We start from the raw sequence: 17,106 nt of genomic DNA, 5'->3' as shown, positions 1-17,106 counted from the left end.
TTCACGCGACCTCCCCCGTCTCCTCGTCCGGGGTGACGACCGCCAGGATCTGGTCCATGGCGACCGTGCTGCCGGGGGTCACGTCCAGCTCGGTGACGGTGCCGGCGTGCGGGGCGGAGATGACGTGCTCCATCTTCATGGCCTCGACGACGAGCAGGCTCTGCCCGGCCGCGACCTTGTCGCCGACGGCCACCTTGACCACGGTGACGGTGCCGGGCATGGGGGCGGCGAGGGTGTTCGCGCCGCCGTGTCCGGCCCCGCTGAGGTTGGCCACGACGGGGTCGTACGTCTGGACGTGCCAGGAGTCGGCGTCCCGGCCGAGCCAGGTCCCCTCCGGGGAGGCGGCGTGGCTGAAGCGGTGCGTGACGCCGTCGAGTTCGATGGTCAGTCGGTCGGTGGTGCGGGCCAGGATCCGGGCTCGCACCGGTGCGCCGGGGCTCTGCCCCAGCCCCCGCGCCTCAAACGCCGGCGAGGCTGAATCGCTGAGCCGCGTCTCGACCCGTACGGGTTCCTGACCGGGCAGGCGGAAGTGGTGGACCGTCCAGGCGGGGGTGCCGCCCAGGCGCCAGCCGCTGGCGGCGTCGAAGGGGTCGACCCACTCACCCAGCCCGTCCGGCGCTTGAGGACCGGGACCGGGCAGAGCCCGGGGACCCTGAGCCAGCAGAGCCGCGGCCACGTACACCTCGTCCGGGACCCCCTCCGGCAGGAGCTCGGCGAGGTCGCGCTCGACCAGGCCCGTGTCCAGGTCGCCGGAGACCACGTCCGGGTGCGCCAGCAGCCTCCGCAGGAAACCGGCGTTGGTCTGCACGCCCAGGATCACCGTGTCGGCCAGCGCCGCCCGCAGCATCCGCAGCGCGGTGGGGCGGTCCGGGCCGTGGACGATGACCTTCGACAGCATCGGGTCGTAGGTGGAGCCCACCGGGACGCCCGCCGTCAGGCCGGAGTCCGTACGTACCGCACCGCCCGAGGGCTCGGACAGGGCCAGCACCGTGCCGCCCGACGGCAGGAACCCGCGCGCCGGGTCCTCCGCGCAGACGCGGGCCTCGATGGCGTGCCCGGTCAGCGTCACCTCGGACTGGTCGAAGCCCAGCGGCGCGCCCGCCGCGACGCGCAGCTGCTGCTCCACCAGGTCCAGCCCGGTGATCAGCTCCGTCACCGGGTGCTCGACCTGGAGGCGGGTGTTCATCTCCATGAAGTAGTAGGAGGAGGGGTCGCCGCCCGGGACGATGAACTCCACCGTGCCCGCGCCGACGTACCCGCAGGAGCGGGCCGCGTCGACCGCCGCCGCGCCCATCGCCGCCCGGATCTTCTCGTCGAGCAGGACCGACGGGGCCTCCTCGATCACCTTCTGGTGCCGGCGCTGCAGCGAGCACTCGCGCTCGCCCAGGTGCACCACGTTCCCGTGGGCGTCCGCCAGCACCTGGATCTCGATGTGCCGCGGCCGGTCCACCCACCGCTCGACCAGCAGGGTGTCGTCGCCGAAGGAGGACCGCGCCTCGCGGCGGGCCGCCGCGATCTCCTCGGCCAGCACCGCCTCGTCGCGCACCAGCCGCATGCCCTTGCCGCCGCCGCCCGCAGAGGGCTTGAGCAGCACCGGCATACCGATCTCCATCGAGGCGGAGACCAGTTCGGCGTCGGTCAGGCCGCTGCCCGAGGAGCCCGGTACGACGGGCACGCCCGCCGCCTTCACGGTCTCCTTGGCGCGGATCTTGTCGCCCATCAGGTTGATGGCGCTCGCCGGCGGCCCGATGAAGGCGAGGCCGGCGTCGGTGCAGGCCTGCGCGAAGGCCGCGTTCTCGGCGAGGAAGCCGTAGCCGGGGTGGACGGCCTCGGCGCCGGTCCGCCGCGCGGCATCCAGCAGCCGCTCCACCGACAGGTAGCTCTCGGCGGCCGCGGCCGGACCGATACGGACGGCCGTGTCGGCCTCCCGGACATGGCGGGCGTCCGCGTCGGCGTCACTGAAGACGGCCACGGAGCGGATGCCGAGCTGCCGCAGGGTACGGATGACCCGGACCGCGATCTCGCCCCGGTTCGCCACCAGAACAGTGCTGAACATCAGTGAGGTCCTCACGTCACATACGGAAGATGCCGAAGCCCGAGTCGCCCAGCGGGGCGTTCGCGCACGCGGTCAGGGCCAGTCCCAGCACCTGCCGGGTTTCCATCGGGTCGATGACCCCGTCGTCCCACAGCCGCGCGGTGGCGTAGTAGGCGTTGCCCTGCTCCTCGTACTGCGCGCGGACCGGGGCCTTGAAGGCCTCCTCGTCCTCGGCGGGCCACTCCTGGCCCGCGCCCTCGATCTGGTCGCGCTTGACCGTGGCGAGCACCGAGGCCGCCTGCTCCCCGCCCATGACGGAGATCTTGGCGTTGGGCCACATCCACAGGAAGCGGGGCGAGTACGCCCGACCGCACATCGAGTAGTTGCCCGCGCCGTACGAGCCGCCGACCACCACGGTCAGCTTCGGCACCCGGGTGCAGGCCACCGCCGTCACCATCTTGGCGCCGTGCTTGGCGATGCCGCCGGCCTCGTAGTCCCTGCCGACCATGAAGCCGGAGATGTTCTGGAGGAAGAGGAGCGGGATGCCGCGCTGGTCGCACAGCTCGATGAAGTGCGCGCCCTTCTGCGCGGACTCGGCGAACAGGATGCCGTTGTTCGCGATGATCCCGACCGGGTGTCCGTGGATCCGGGCGAAGCCGGTGACCAGCGTCTGGCCGAATTCGGACTTGAACTCCTGGAAGCGCGAGCCGTCCACGATCCGCGCGATGATCTCGCGGGCGTCGTACGGGGTGCGCGAGTCGACGGGGACCGCGCCGTACAGCCCGTACGGGTCCACCTTGGGCTCTTCCGGCGCCTCGACCGACCAGGGCAGGGCCCCGCGCTCGGGCAGGGTCGCCACGATGTTCCGTACGATCCGCAGCGCGTGCGCGTCGTCCTCCGCGAGGTGGTCGGTCACGCCGGAGATCCGGGAGTGGACCTCGCCGCCGCCGAGCTCCTCGGCCGTGACCACCTCGCCGGTGGCGGCCTTCACCAGCGGCGGGCCGCCGAGGAAGATCGTGCCCTGGTTGCGGACGATGACGGCCTCGTCGCTCATGGCCGGCACGTACGCCCCGCCCGCGGTGCAGGAGCCGAGGACGGCGGCGATCTGCGGGATGCCGGCCCCCGACATGCGGGCCTGGTTGTAGAAGATGCGGCCGAAGTGCTCCCGGTCGGGGAAGACCTCGTCCTGCATGGGGAGGAAGGCGCCGCCCGAGTCGACCAGGTAGAGGCAGGGGAGACGGTTCTCCAGCGCCACCTCCTGGGCGCGCAGGTGCTTCTTGACGGTCATCGGGTAGTACGTGCCGCCCTTGACGGTGGCGTCGTTCGCGACGATCACGCACTCGCGGCCGCTGACCCGGCCGATGCCCGCGATGACCCCGGCGGCGGGGGCCGCGCCCCCGTACATGCCCTCGGCGGCCAGCGGGGCCAGCTCCAGGAAGGGGGATCCGGGGTCGAGGAGGGTGTCGACGCGCTCGCGCGGGAGGAGCTTCCCGCGGGCGGTGTGGCGGGCGCGGGCCTTCTCGCCGCCGCCGAGCCGGGCCGCGTCGAGCCGGGCGCGCAGGCCCTCGGTCAGCTCGCGGTGGGCGGCCTCGTTGGTCCGCCAGGCCTCGGACGCCGGGTCCGCGGCGCTCGTCAGCACTGGTGCCTGCTGCATCGGTCGAGCTCCCTTGCTCGTTCCACGCGGTTAATGAGCGTTAACGCTTGTGGGACTCAGGTTAACGACCGCTAACGGCCCTGTCTAGAATGGTTTCCCATGAGCACCAGAGCGGCCGCCGCCCCGACCCGTCGCGAGCAGATCCTCAGTGAGGCCGCTCGTCTCTTCGCCGCGCGTGGATTCCACGGCGTGGGCGTCGACGAGATAGGGGCCGCGGTGGGCATCAGCGGCCCCGGCCTCTACCGGCACTTCGCGGGCAAGGACGCCATGCTCGCCGAACTGCTCGTCGGCATCAGCGAGCGGCTGCTGACCGGCGGCCGGCACCGGGTCGCGGAGGCGGCGGGCGACCCGGCCCGGGTGCTGTCCTCCCTCATCGACGGCCACATCGACTTCGCGCTCGACGACCGGGCGCTGATCACCCTCCACGACCGGGAGCTCGACCGGCTCCGGGACACCGACCGCAAGCTCGTACGGCAGCTGCAGCGCCAGTACGTGGAGCTGTGGGTGGAGGTCGTCCGGGAACTGCACCCGGAGGTCGGCGAGGCGGAGGTACGGGTCGCCGTGCACGCCGTCTTCGGCCTGCTCAACTCCACCCCGCACCTCGCGGCCCTGGGGCGCGAGGCGGTCGAATCACTGCTCCGGCGCCTCGCGCACGGCGCGTTCGGGGCGCTGTCGGCATGACCCGGCGCGTCCGCCGACCGGAATGGACGCGCCGTCTGCGGCCCGGCGGCGGCAGAATGGCCCGTATGCCGAAGCCGATAGAGACGCCCGTACCGACCCGCGCCGAGCTCATCGACCACTTGGTCCGCACGCGGATCGCGGGGCAGGTCGCCACGCCGCGCGACAACAACCTCAGCCACTACCGCAAACTCGCCAACGGTGACCGGCACTACTGGCTCGGCCTGGAACTGGGCGACCGCTGGACGGACGAGCAGGACGTGCTCGCGGTGATGGCGGAACGGTGCGGGGTCGTGGACGACCCGGCGTTCCGGTTCGGCCAGGACACCATCGACCCCGAACTGACCGTGGCCGGCCTGGACCGCCTGGCGGCGCGGCTGCGCAAGGCGGCGGCGGACCGGCAGAGCGTGCTCTTCGCGACCGGCCACCCGGGCGGCCTCCTCGACGTCCACCGCGCCACGGCGGCGGCCCTGCGGGCGGCGGGCTGCGAGATCGTCGTCATCCCCCGGGGCCTGGTGGCCGACGAGGGCTCGGTGTGGCAGTTCGCCGACGTCGCGGTCCTGGAGCGCGGCGCGACGCTGTGGCACACCCACTCGCCGGAGCCGATGGCCGCGATCCTGGACGGCCTCGCGGCGGAGAACCGCCCACTGCCGGACCTGGTCGTCGCGGACCACGGCTGGGCGGGCTGCGCGGCGCAGCGCGGCCTGGACGCGGTGGGCTACGCGGACTGCAACGACCCGGCCCTGTTCATCGGCGAGGCGGAAGGCACCGTCCAGGTGACGATCCCCCTGGACGACCACGTCCGCGACCCCCGCTTCTACGACCCGATGGTGGCGTACATCCTGGACGCGGCGGGCCTGCGGGACGCGTAGCCGCGGCAGGCACGCAGAAGCCCCGGCCGGGGATCCCGGCCGGGGCTTCTGCATGCGCCACCGGATCACCCCGACAGGCGCCTGATTGTCGAACCCCCGGAGCGTGGCGGTCAGTCAATTTGGCTGGGCCAGGGGTAACCCGGGCCGCCGCGCCCCTTTTCCGCTTCACCTCCCCAGATCCGCGAGTGGTTGTTTACGGCAAGAGGTGCGTGGAGACTGAATCGATGACCTCGTGCTCGGTATCACTCGGAATAGGGGCCCAGCCGGGAGATATCCTCCCTATTCTACGCAGGCGAGGGGAGGTATAGAAATGCTGAGGCTTCAATCAAGAACCCTTAGCATGGTTGATTTGTGTCCCGCTCGCTCGTCATCACTCCAGGTATAGCATGGGATCTACTAGGTGGAATCGGGGAGAAATGCTCACGCGAAACTCACACTTGAAGCCGGGTACGCCTACTTCGACGATGATGCCTCGCTCCTCCTCGTGTGAGTAGAGGAGGATTCGATCGACCTGCTCGCGATAGATCTCGATATCACGTACCCCCATCGACTCCCTCGTGAGGCGCACTGACCTACCGCCGATGTCGAAGCTCAGCGTCACGCACACTCCTGTATCTCCCACAGGAATCTCGACTCGCCATACATCTGGGTCGTGTTCCATAGGTTCAGGGGCGGTGCCGAGCACTGTAATGAAATCTATATCCTCTGGAATCTCCATGGTGTTACTTGCCATAGCCTCTTCCTCCCACGGGGATCATCGTAGTGAGCCTCGGCCCCTTGTCCGTCATTTCGAAGTTGGAGCGAATCAAGAGCATTCCCCGCGGCCCCTGCAAGAGTGACTCTGTCCGTACGTTCGTGAGATTAGACTTCTCGTTCACGTATGTCTCTGTGACGCCACCCTTTATCGCTTCATTGAAGTGTTCGGTTAGAATTTTGCGCCCCGCTGCATTGTCGCGAATTCCGATGGATTCCAGCTGGTAGGCGTTCTGGGCTGACCTCTCTGCGTTGTGGGGGTTTGAGTTGACGCGCCCGAAGAAGTAATCCCACTTTCCGTCATCGATAGTCACGCAGTTGGCGTTGTGGACGAGGACGGGGGTTTCACCCGCCATCACATAGTACGTGTGGAAGTCCGCCACAGAGAAGTTGTAGGTCTTGACATGCTCGGTGAATGCACGGTTGTCCGTGACGATTGCAGTGGATCCGCTCGCAGTTGCCAGCGTCATCCCCGGCCGGAGGTCGGCGGCCTCCACCCAGGACTGATCAGAGGGTGACCAGAAGGGGTGCTCGTGCGTCGCCGTGATTTCGTCGATGCCGTCGTCTGTGGCGATGGAGAGCGTGTTCAGCTCGCGATCGCCCTCGGTCCGGATCAGCTTTTCTACCGGTCGGGCTTCTGTCTCTCCGGATATGGGGTCGGTGGACAGAACGCTGTCGCCGACCTCTATTTCCTCGATCTTCTTTTGTGAGCCGTCGGCCATCAGGACCAGTGTCCCGGCGAGGAAGCAGTTTCCTCCCTTTCCCTTCAGGGCTTTAAGTCCGGGAATAAGGGATATAGCAAAGCCGCCTGCGATAGCCTCGCCTGATTCGAGGTCGACCCCCTGGCTGGTCACCCACTCGTCGAATGCGTCGCCCTCGTTGCATTCGGGAATGGTATTCATGAAACACTCGGCCGAGATTGTCAGCTCGGCCGTGAATTCGGCGGAATGGATTGCTGCACTCACGAAGCCTGCGGCCGCATTTGCGGGCGGTGCCCCGTCGATGCCTTTCGCCGGCGGGCAGAAGCGCACGCCGGCGCAACGCTTGCTGTCACTCTTGGGTGACTTGGGTGACTTGGTTGATTTAGGCGGCTTAGGTGATTCGCTGCAGTTCGTCCAGCAGTGGTCTTTGTAGTACCTGTTGTGGTGCTTGGTCGCGGCCTGGACGACGCTTTGGGGCGACGACTGGAAGCCGGGGTCCTCGTTGCCGCCCTCGAAGTACTTGAGGCCGTCCGGGTCCGAGTAGGTGAAGGGGTTGTTCGCTGCGTAGGTGTAGCCGTGGAGTTGCTGCGAGTCGGTGAGGTCCATGATCGGGTCCACCGAGATGAAGCGGCCGATCAAGGGGTCGTACTCGCGGGCTCCGATGTGGGTCAGGCCGCTGTCGTTGTCCTTGGTGCCTCCGACGAAGGTCTTCTCACCGGTCCACGTCGTCGGCTGGGTGCCGCGGGTCTCGCCGAACAGGCCCGTCTTGCGGCGGGTGACCGTCTGGGCCGCGTCAGCGGTCACCTGGGTGGTGCCTGTGTTGTGGTGGTCCGCGAAGGTGAAGGTGAGCTTGCCGCCCGTACGGACGGCGACGTCGCCGTAGTAGCGGGTGCCGGTGATCGTGCCCGACTTGTCGAGCTGCAGCTCGTTGCCGCCGGGCAGGTACAGCGTGGTGGCGTCCTTCTCCTTGCGCAGGAGGCGGTTGCCGGTCGCGTCGTAGATGAACCCGTCGGTGGTCAGGCCCTGGACGAGCGACTTGAGGCGCCCCTCCGCGTCCCAGTCGAGGTACTGAGTTTCACCGGTGCCGCTCTTGCGGGTCTTGGTGTTGCCGGAGGCGTCGTAGGTGAAGGTTTCGTCGTGCGGGCCGGTGCCGGTCTGGGTGACCTTGGGCAGGTCGTGCTTGCCGGCGGTCGGTGCCGTGTACGTGCGGACGGTGTCCGCGGTCGGGCCCGAGGCGGTCTTGTGCTTGGTCTCCGTCTTGCGGTTGCCGACGGCGTCGTAGGTGTAGGTGGTCCAGTACGGGTCCTCGCCGCCGATGACGGTCGTCGACGGAGTGGCCGCACAGGTCTCGCCCTTGTTGGTCCAGGCCTGGGTGATACGGCGCAGGGCGTCGAGGTTGACGCACTGGGTGTCGGTCGTTCGGGCGGCGTCCTGGCCGTACGCCGTGGCGATGGCGGTCAGGTTGCCGACGGGGTCGTTGGTGTACTTGGTGTCCTCGATCCGCTGTGGGGCGAGGTCCCGGTCGGTGTAGGCGCGGGTGAGGGCGCCGGTGTGCTCGTCGAACTCGTTGGACAGGTACAGGCGCTGGCCGGACGAGCCGAGTTCCTGGCGGGTGGTGCGGCCGTAGTGGTCATAGGTCATCGCCGACACGAGGCGGCTGTTGCCGGCGGCCATGCTGTTGAGCAGGCCGGAGACCGTCTTGTAGGTGCTGCCGACCGTCTCGGCCGGAAGGCCGCCCATGGCCGGTTGCTTGGTCGTCAGGACCTGGCCGGCGATGTTGTAGGTGTTCGACCACTTGTAGGTGCCGGCCAGTGCGCCGGTGTCGAGGGTGGACGGGATGGTGATCTGGGACTCGAGCGGCTGGTAGAGATCGTTGTAGGCCAACACCTCGGAGGTGTACGCCTTGCCGTCGACGTGGCGCGTGGACTTCGCGAGCTGCCCCTTGGCCACGGTGTCGTAGACGGACGAGGTCAGCGTGGTCGCGCCCTGCTTGGTGGCGACAGGACGCCCGAGGTCGTCGTAGTCGGTGTGCAGCGTGACGCCGCGGGCGTCCGTGACGTCGGTGATGCGGTCGCCGGCGTCGTAGACGGTCTTGCTGACGCCCTTGTCCGGGTCGTTCGATTCGACCTGGCGGCCCCGAACGTCGTAGCTGTACGTCCACTTCGCGTTGCCGGGGTCGGTGACCTGGGCCAGCTGACCGAGCTTGTTGTAGGTGTACAGCGTCGACTGTGAGGTGGTGCGGGCCGGGTCGGTGTACTGCTTTATCTCGACCGTGCGACCCAGCGCGTCGACGACGGTGGTGGTCGTGGTGCCGCCCGAGGGCGGGCTGACCGTCGTGGTGTCGCCTGTGTAACCGGTCGTGGTGCGCTTGGTCTCGGTGCCGAACTTCTTCGCGATCACCGCCGTGGGGCGGCCGGCACCGTCGAAGAGGGTGTCGGTCGAGGCCGGGTAGTTGAGCTCCTGCCCCGTGACTAGATCGGGCGTAGGCGTGCCGTCGGCGTAGTACGTGCCGGAGGTGCGCCAGGCCAGGCCGCGCGTGTCGTAGAAGGTCTCCGTGACCAGACGGCCGGCGAGGTCGGGCGACTGGGTCTGGGTCTGGCGCTCGCGGAGCAGACCGTCCTGGATGGAGTGGACCACGGAGTACTTGTAGTCGTGGGTCAGAGTCTTGGACGTGACGACGTTGGGACCGTTGTTGCGGACGGTGTATTCGAACGCATGGCTCGGCAGGTCCGGGTTGGCCTCCTGGGTCCAGTTCGGGGCCCAGATCTTCGTCACCCGGCCCAGGGCGTCGTATGCCGTCGTGACGACCTTGCCGTTGGGGTCGGTGACCTTGGCGGCCTGGCCGCGCAGCGGTTCCAGTTGGCTGGTCACGGTGTGGCCCAGTGCGTTGGTCGCCGTCATCGCGGTCGGAACTTCGCCGGTGGCCGGCGTGAACGCCGTGGAGGTTACCTTGCCGTAGGCATCGGCGGCCGCCAGCATCCGGCCGTACAGGTCGTAGCAGAGCTGGTTCTTGGCCGCACCACAGGTGGACGGGACGGTCGACGCGGTGTCGTAGCCGTCGCCCTTGCCGTTGATCTTCTCGGTCTTCGTTATGAGGCCCGCGCCGGGGACGGTTCCGAGCGTGCCGTTGTCGAAGTAGGTCCGGGTGTCGCTGATGACATCGGCCAGCCCGGCGCCAGTCGTCTCACACGGAAGGGCGACCGTCTCGACGCGGCTCTGCCGGTCTAGGATCCACGTGGCGGTGTTGCGTGCGTACGTGGTCCGGGTGCAGGCCTCGTCGCCGCTCTTGGCGGTGTCGCCGGTGCTCGACTGCCGGTCGGCCATGCCGTATTCGTCGAAGTGACGGCTGGTCTCGACCGTTCGGGTGCCCCCGGTGACGGTGGCGCGAGTCGACTCCTTCTCGACGTTCGTCTTGTAGGAGACGAGGTTGGGCAGGCCGGGGCGCAGCCGCTTGGCCACCTCGTCCGAACGCCACGGCGTGCTGGACGTCGCGCTCACGAGCTTGGCGGTGTCGTCACCCTCGTACGTCGCCCTCTCGCGGACCATGCCCGCGAACTCGGGCCGGTCGGTGACCGCGGTGCCCGTGCCGTCCTTGACCTCCTTGCCGTCGAGACCACGGAAGTAACGGGTCTCGGAGAGCGTGCGGGGGTCGTTGGCGGCGCCCGTGCGGGTCTGGACGAGTCCGTAGCCGCGGGCGACGGAGTGGACGCGGTCCTCAGCCTTGATGAACTCGCTGGTGTCCTTGTCCCAGGCTGCTCCGCCGACATAGGCGTACGAGGTCACCTTGTCGGGCGTCGAGGCGAGGTTGTCGCCCTCCACGATCTGTGTGACGACATAGCTGTTGAACCAGTCGAGCTTGGATGTGTCACCCTCCCAGGCCCACTTGGTCGGGAAGCAGCGGGTGGTGTTCGTCGCATCCGAGGCCGGAAGTGTAGTGGGCGTGCAGTCCTGCTGCGAGTAGGTGACGCCGATAGTGCCACCCGTTTCGGTGTTGACCTGGGACATCCGTAGCCGGATGTACGGCGCCAGGCCGTCGCCCGTCTTGTCCACCCGGTTGGGGCGCTGCTCACCGGTGAAGGTGACGGGGTCGAGCGGGACATCCTGCGCGGCGCCCGCCTTGGCGGTGCGGGTGATGGACTTCAGCCACATCGGGGTGGAGACGCCGTCGCCCGCCGGCGGGAAGTTCTGGTCCAGGGTCCAGGAGTCGACGTCCTGGTACGCGCCGCCGGTGAGGAGCTTGGTGTGGATACCGGTCAGGCGCATCCGGGACCAGAAGGTCGGCGAGTACTGACCCTTGCACTCAGTGGCGCCGTCCTTGCAGAACAGGTCGTACGGCGAGTCCGGCCAGTTCTTCGCGTTGGCTTCGTCGAAGGCGCCGCAGTTGGTGAGGCAGCGCTCGGTGACGTCGAACTTGACCTGGCCCATTGCCTTGCCGCTGTACACGGCGTCTGAGCGGAGCCCGTAGTCGATGTGGTCGAGCCAGCCGCCGCGGACGTACTGAGTGACCGTGGCCTTGCCGGTGGTCATGGAGACGTTGCGGCCGTAGTTGTTGGTCTCGGTCTTCCAGTAGTACGCCATCGCGGCGCCGCCGGGAGCGACGACGTAGTCGAGCTGCCAGCGCCAGGCCTGCTTGCACCAGGCGCTCGCGAACGAGGCGTTGTAGCAGGGCTCGCCCGCCTGGTTGCCGAAGACGGGCGCGGTCCAGGTCGAGTTCGTCGTCGGGGTGGACGCGTCCTTCCAGCCCGGCAGACGGTTCAAGCCGAAGAAGTACTGCGTACCGTCGGTCGTCGTGATCTTCCAGTGCTCACCGTCGTTGTCGCCGTTGGTGGCGCCGGTGAGCTTCTCGACCTTCTCGCCCGAGTCCGAGGCGGGGTGCCAACCCTTGCCCTGCTCGTAGACGAGTTCGGTCGACTTGCCGCCCAGGGACAACGTGGCGTTGTCGTTGAACCAGCACTGGTCGCCGACCTTCGCGGTGTTGATGCCACCGGTCTTGTCGTCGTCGCAGGGCTTGTACGTGCGCTCGATGAAGCCGGGCTCCCAGCTCCAGCCGTCACCGATCCATGATCCCTGGCTGTTGGATATGCCTGTGCGGCCGTCGACGGACTGGGAGTTGTAGCCGAGCGCGATCTGTGGGCTCAGCCCACCAGGCACCGAAGGGGTCGCGACCGGGTAGGACCAGGAGAAGGCACCCGTCGAGCCGCCCGCGCTCCAAGAGCCCGAAGGCTGGAGCGAGGTCGCCTTGTAGTCACCCGTCGGACCCGCGTCGCCCGCCGTCGCGGCCAGGACGGTCGCGCCGCCTGAAGCGGATGGGGCCGACTTCGCCGACACACCTGCGGCCTTGCCCGCCGGTGCCGTGGCGCCGGGGGTCGTCACCTGGGCGGACAGCTTGCCCGTGCCCGTGTCGTTGCGTGTCTGCAGCGGCTTCTGCGTACGGCACTCCGCGCGCTCCGGCGTCGTCAGCGCACACGCCGGAAGCTCCACCAGACGCAGGCGGGAGACGTAGTCGCCGCCGTAAGCGCCCCGGAAGGAGTTGTAGTCCACCTCGACCTGCGCGGACGCGGACTGCGCGGCGCCGTCCGAGCGGCCCACCGACAGCAGGACACCGTCGACGCCCGCCTTGCGGGCGGCGTCCTTGCCGACGACGGAGACCTTCACCTTCGACGGCGCTTCGGCCGCCTTGCCCGGCGCCACGTGGACCGCGACCGGGAGCTTGCCCGCCTGCTGCGAGCCCGACCCGACGGCGGGGCCGCGGGCGGCGCCCGACAGGAACGACTTCGAGATCGGGCCCGAAGCGGCCGTCAGATCGACTTCCGCCGAACCGGCCGTCGGCCAGGAGACCTTCGGTGCCTTCCACGGAGTCGCACCCGCGTCGTCGGGCTTGTTGGGCCCACCCGAGCGGACCGGCTTGACCGGTACGGCCTTCGGCTGTTTGAGCTGTGGCAATGCCGTCTTGGATTTGCTGTCCGCTACGGCAACCGCACCCGGTAGCAGGCCTGAGAGGACGACTGTGGCCAACGCCACAGAAAGTCCTCGCGTACTGAATTTTCTCACACCTCACCCAATGCTTCTGGAATTGATTTACGGCGCAGACTAACAGGCGGAATTTCTAATTCCGCTATCTCGGAACAAGCTTTGTTCGGATCAAGTGGATCTACTGGATCAAATGGGATGACACGCATGTGATGGGCGTAAAAAGCGCAGGTCAAACTGGGTTCATGGCGAGATCCTGAGTACAGTCGCCCTGTGGATATCGGGCAGATGGAGTGCGTGTGAGAAGAAGAGAAGTCCCATCCGGTTTTTCGGGTGGGTGGAGGATTTCGCGGGCCATCTCGGTGATCCTGGTAGGCGCTGTGGCGACTACCGGATTGGCTGTGATTAATCCTTCAACGAATGCGGCGGCCGCGACCGATCCGGTCGCCGAGGGGTCGATGACCGCGGCGGATTTCGCGCTCGCCAAGGCGAAAGAAACCGGTCAGCCCTATGAGCTGACGTCCGCGCGGACCGAGACCTCGGACACCTGGGCGCTGCCCACGGGCAAGTGGTCGGTCAAGCGGCACGGGACGACCGTGCGCATCCGGCGCGCCGGTGGCTGGGTGGCCACCGACCCGGCGCTTCAGTTCGCCGCAGACGGGAAGGTGAAGCCGAAGGCGTCGGCCGTCGCGATCGCCTTCTCCGGCGGAGGTACCGGGCCGCTGCTGACGGGGGTGAAGGACGGGCGGACCCTGTCGCTGACCTGGCCCACGGCACTCCCCAAGCCGACGCTCGCCGCCAACGTGGCGACGTACCCGAACGTCCTGCCCGATGTGGACCTCCAGCTGAAGGCCGAGGTCGAGGGCTTCTCCCAGCTGCTCGTGGTCAAGACGGCCGCCGCGGCCAAGCATCCCGACCTCGCGACGCTGAAGTTCAAGCTCGACACCGTGGGCCTCGACGTCAGCCGGGACGCGACGACGGGCCTGCTGACCGCGGTCAACCCGGCCGGCGAGATCGTCTTCACCTCCCCGACCCCGGTGATGTGGGACTCCACCACCACGGGGGCCGCTCCCCAGGCCGCCAAGGCTGCGGGAGTGGCCGCCGCCGGCTCGGGTACGAGCGACGCCCCCTCCGACGTCTTCGTGACGCCGTCCGGGGCCAAGAACGCGCAGATGCCCACCACGGTCGCGGGTGGCAATCTGGAGATCAAGCCCGACCAGGCCCTCCTCACAGGCGCCGAGACGAAGTACCCCGTCTACATCGACCCGTCGGTGGCCTGGGGTGCGCGGCAGAACTGGTCGTGGGTCTACCGCAAGTGGGAGAACAACTCCTACTGGAACACCAAGGAGGACGTGCGGGTCGGCTACGAGGCCGAGACGAACGGCCTCTCACGGGCCTACTTCCAGCTCGACACCTCGGGCGTCAAGGGCGCCCAGGTGACGAAGGCGACGTTCAGGATCAAGGAGACCTGGGCCTGGTCCTGCACCAAGACCCCGGTCGAGCTGTGGGCCACCGGTCCGATCTCGCGTGACACCACCTGGAAGCACCAGCCCGGCAAGGCCGGCGCCCGCTGGCAGGACACGGTCAAGGATGCCAAGGGGCGGGCCGAGTGTGGCGCCGGCAACCTCGAGTTCAACGCCACCGACGCCGTGAAGCAGTCCGCCGCCAATCACTGGTCGAGCGTGACCCTCGGCCTGTTCGCCTCGAACGAGGCCGACGAGTACCAGTGGAAGCGCTTCGACGCGAAGACGATGACGCTGGAGATCGAGTACAACAACCCGCCCGACACCCCGGCCGACCCGGGGACCTCTCCCTGGGTGCCGTGCGCGCAGGGCGGCTCGATCGGCAACACCACCATCAGCCTCTACGCGACGATCTCCGACCGCGATTCGGGGAACCTGAGCACCGAGTTCCAGCTTCTCAAGGAGGGGCAGAGCGCCCCGCTGAGTCAGTCCGTCCCCGCCAACAACGGCAGGGTCGCCACCTGGAACGTCCCCGACGCTTCGCTCCCCAACGGCACCTACACCTGGAAGGCGCGGACGACCGACCAGGACGGCGCCCAGTCGGCCTGGTCCCAGACGTGCAAGTTCACCGTGGACCGCGGTCGGCCGACCGAAGCGCCGAAGATCACCTCGACCGTCTTCCCCGACGGAAGGAACGGCTGGCCCGCGGGTACCGGCAAGGCCCGCCAGGAAGGGGACTTCGTCCTCTCCGCCAACGGCGTCCAGGACGTCACCTGGTACGGCTACTACACCGACTGGGACCCTGAGGTGAAGAGCACGACGGTGTCGGCAGGTACGTCGTTCACCGCGAAGCTCACCCCGCCCGGCGCCGGCCCGCACTTCGTCTACGCCTTCAGCCAGGACGCCGCCGGCAACCGGTCCGACACCACCGCCTACCAGTTCTACGCGGCCCGCACGGCCACGGCGGACGGGCCCCACGACCTCAACGGGGACGGCTCCCGCGACATCTGGAGCAGCGACCTCTTCGGCAGCCTCATGACCTACACGGGCCAGGGCGACGGGAAGTTCTCGGCGACGGTCAGCTCTCCCGAGTCCTTCGCCAAGGCGCAGGTCGCCACCCTGGGCCGTTGGGACGACGACGGATACAACGACATGCTCAGTCTCGAGCAGCCGGCCGGCATGACGCGCAAGTCGCTGTGGGTCTACAGCAACGCGGACGGCCGGGGCGCCGTCGACAACCGCATCGAGATGACCGCGGACGCCGAGGACAACCACTGGTTCGACGCCGAGCAGATCATCGCCCCCGGCGACCTCGACGGCGACGGGCTCCCCGACATCCTCGTCAAGCAGGGGAACAAGCTCTGGGCGTACTACAACACCCTCACAGGTGCACAGGGCGATCCCGTGCCCGTCGGTGGCACCGACTGGAACAAGTACACGGTCGTCGCTCCCGGGGACCTCAACAAGGACGGCGTGCTGGACCTCTTGCTGAGGGACAACGCCACCGGCGACGTCCTGCGCACCTACGGCAAGAAGAGCCCGGAGGAGAACCGGACGGTCGACCTCGCCACCTGGGGCACCCTTACCCGCACCAAGGTCGCTTCCGGAGTGGCCCAGGCCGCGTACCCGCAGGTCGCCTCGTCAGGCGACCTCAACGGTGACAACGTCCCCGACCTGTGGGCCCGTCAGGCCGACAACACCATGGTCGGCTGGCCCGGCAAGCTCGCCGCCGACGGCAAGACCGTGAGCTCCTTCGGCTCGCAGTTCCAGATCGACGGCATACCCGGCGCGCGGATCCCCTCCGGCACCACCCTGACCTCCGGGCAGGAGTTCTCCAGCGGCAACGCCAAGCTGCGGATGCAGGCCGACGGCAACCTCGTGCTGCTGACCAAGGACAACAAGACGATCTGGGCGAGCAGGACGGACAAGCACCCTGGCGCCACGGCCCGGATGCAGAGCGACGGCAATTTCGTCGTCTACGAGGCCGACGGCAAGTCCCCCCTCTGGAGCAGCAGGACCGCCATTCCGGGCTCGTACGCGGTGCTCCAGCCCCGCGGCGTCCTCGTCGTCTACAACCCCTCAGGTCAGAGCCTGTGGACCAGCGGTTCCCAGAGCCGGCCGGACTACAACGGCGACGGCTACACGGATGTGGCCGCCCGCGACGCCAACGGTGACCTGTGGATCTACTCGGGCACCGGGGGTACGGGCACCAGCACGCTCGGGGGCCGTTACTTCGCGGGCAACGGCTTCTGGCGTGACTACTGGAAGAACATCTACACCGCCGACCTCAACAACGACGGGTACACCGACCTCGTGGGGCGCACCGGTGTCGGAGAGCTCTACCTGTTCCCGGGCACCGGAAGGACCGGTACCGAGACGTTCAGCAATCGCATTCTGATCGGCACCGGCTGGAACATGTACGCGGACCTCGGCTTCGGAGACATGAACGGTGACGGCCGCACCGATCTCATGGCCCGGGGCGGCGACGGCAATCTGTGGTCCTACCCCCACACCGGCAGCTCCGGCACACAAACCTTGGGCAACCGGGTGTTCATCGGCGACGGCTGGTGGACCGACCACTGGAAGAACCTCCGGCTCGCCGACCTCACCAACGATCACAAGGTCGACATCGTCGGACAGACCATCGACGGCAATCTCCACCTCTACCCGAACACCAGTAACGGCGAGGGTGCGCACAGCTTCGGCCCCCGCACGTTCCTCGGCGACGGCTGGTGGACCGACTACTGGACCCCGTACCCCACCGACCTCAACAGTGACGGCACGCCGGAGAACGTCGGTGTGACCAGTGGCGGGGAGCTCTTCGACTTCCTGGACACCAGGGTCCTGGTCGGGAACGGCTGGAACGGATACGACTTGGCCCTCTGATCCGGGTCGACGTCTGAGGGGGTGAGGTCCCGTGGGGACCTCACCCCCTCTGCCGTTCTGCACGGCACTTGTCGGCTCCGGTTGTCAGTGGGCG

At 68.2% G+C, this 17,106-nt stretch carries 7 protein-coding genes; 3 read left to right on the top strand and 4 right to left on the bottom strand.

Features of this window, described 5'->3' with window-relative positions; all coding sequences use genetic code 11:
- Window position 1 precedes the first annotated feature (1 nt).
- The gene (locus tag OG624_RS15690; protein ID WP_371639512.1) at window positions 2-2,056 is read right to left on the bottom strand and encodes an acetyl/propionyl/methylcrotonyl-CoA carboxylase subunit alpha; all 2,055 of its coding nucleotides are present in this window, start codon (window positions 2,054-2,056) and stop codon (window positions 2-4) included.
- Between the two features lie 16 nt (window positions 2,057-2,072).
- Window positions 2,073-3,689, bottom strand: a complete 1,617-nt coding sequence (locus OG624_RS15685; protein ID WP_033222357.1) for a carboxyl transferase domain-containing protein — start codon at window positions 3,687-3,689, stop codon at window positions 2,073-2,075.
- A gap of 99 nt (window positions 3,690-3,788) precedes the next feature.
- Here OG624_RS15685 and OG624_RS15680 point away from each other — a divergent pair, with 99 nt between their 5' ends.
- Together OG624_RS15680 and OG624_RS15675 are read left to right on the top strand one after the other, a co-directional pair.
- Window positions 3,789-4,370 carry an SACE_7040 family transcriptional regulator gene (locus tag OG624_RS15680; protein ID WP_033222355.1) on the top strand — a complete coding sequence of 194 codons (582 nt, stop codon included), beginning with the start codon at window positions 3,789-3,791 and terminating at the stop codon, window positions 4,368-4,370.
- 56 nt (window positions 4,371-4,426) lie between these two features.
- Window positions 4,427-5,239 carry a phosphatase gene (locus OG624_RS15675; RefSeq protein ID WP_371592850.1) on the top strand — a complete coding sequence of 271 codons (813 nt, stop codon included), beginning with the start codon at window positions 4,427-4,429 and terminating at the stop codon, window positions 5,237-5,239.
- A 370-nt stretch (window positions 5,240-5,609) separates the two neighbouring features.
- On the opposite strand, the gene OG624_RS15670 is transcribed toward OG624_RS15675, so the two are convergent.
- Together OG624_RS15670 and OG624_RS15665 are read right to left on the bottom strand one after the other, a co-directional pair.
- Window positions 5,610-5,972 carry a hypothetical protein gene (locus tag OG624_RS15670; RefSeq protein ID WP_158711877.1) on the bottom strand — a complete coding sequence of 121 codons (363 nt, stop codon included), beginning with the start codon at window positions 5,970-5,972 and terminating at the stop codon, window positions 5,610-5,612.
- Window positions 5,962-12,636 (bottom strand): polymorphic toxin-type HINT domain-containing protein, encoded by a 6,675-nt coding sequence (locus OG624_RS15665; RefSeq protein WP_371639511.1) that lies wholly within the window; start codon window positions 12,634-12,636, stop codon window positions 5,962-5,964. The genes OG624_RS15670 and OG624_RS15665 overlap by 11 nt, the downstream gene beginning before the upstream one ends.
- A gap of 485 nt (window positions 12,637-13,121) precedes the next feature.
- On the opposite strand from OG624_RS15665, the gene OG624_RS15660 reads away from it, so the two are divergent.
- Window positions 13,122-17,012, top strand: coding sequence for an FG-GAP-like repeat-containing protein (locus OG624_RS15660; RefSeq protein WP_051763430.1), 3,891 nt, complete (start codon window positions 13,122-13,124; stop codon window positions 17,010-17,012).
- Window positions 17,013-17,106 lie beyond the last annotated feature (94 nt).

It is taken from the genome of Streptomyces virginiae (assembly GCF_041432505.1).
Lineage (GTDB): Bacteria > Actinomycetota > Actinomycetes > Streptomycetales > Streptomycetaceae > Streptomyces > Streptomyces virginiae_A.
This window is presented reverse-complemented; position numbering and strand designations above follow the sequence as displayed.

Excerpts from the sequence above, each read along its gene's own strand:
- OG624_RS15685 (WP_033222357.1), bottom strand. The coding sequence starts at position 3,689 with ATGCAGCAGGCACCAGTGCTGACGAGCGCCGCGGACCCGGCGTCCGAG.
- OG624_RS15670 (WP_158711877.1), bottom strand. The coding sequence starts at position 5,972 with ATGGCAAGTAACACCATGGAGATTCCAGAGGATATAGATTTCATTACA.
- OG624_RS15660 (WP_051763430.1), top strand. The coding sequence starts at position 13,122 with ATGACCGCGGCGGATTTCGCGCTCGCCAAGGCGAAAGAAACCGGTCAG.
- OG624_RS15690 (WP_371639512.1), bottom strand. The coding sequence starts at position 2,056 with ATGTTCAGCACTGTTCTGGTGGCGAACCGGGGCGAGATCGCGGTCCGG.
- OG624_RS15675 (WP_371592850.1), top strand. The coding sequence starts at position 4,427 with ATGGCCCGTATGCCGAAGCCGATAGAGACGCCCGTACCGACCCGCGCC.
- OG624_RS15680 (WP_033222355.1), top strand. The coding sequence starts at position 3,789 with ATGAGCACCAGAGCGGCCGCCGCCCCGACCCGTCGCGAGCAGATCCTC.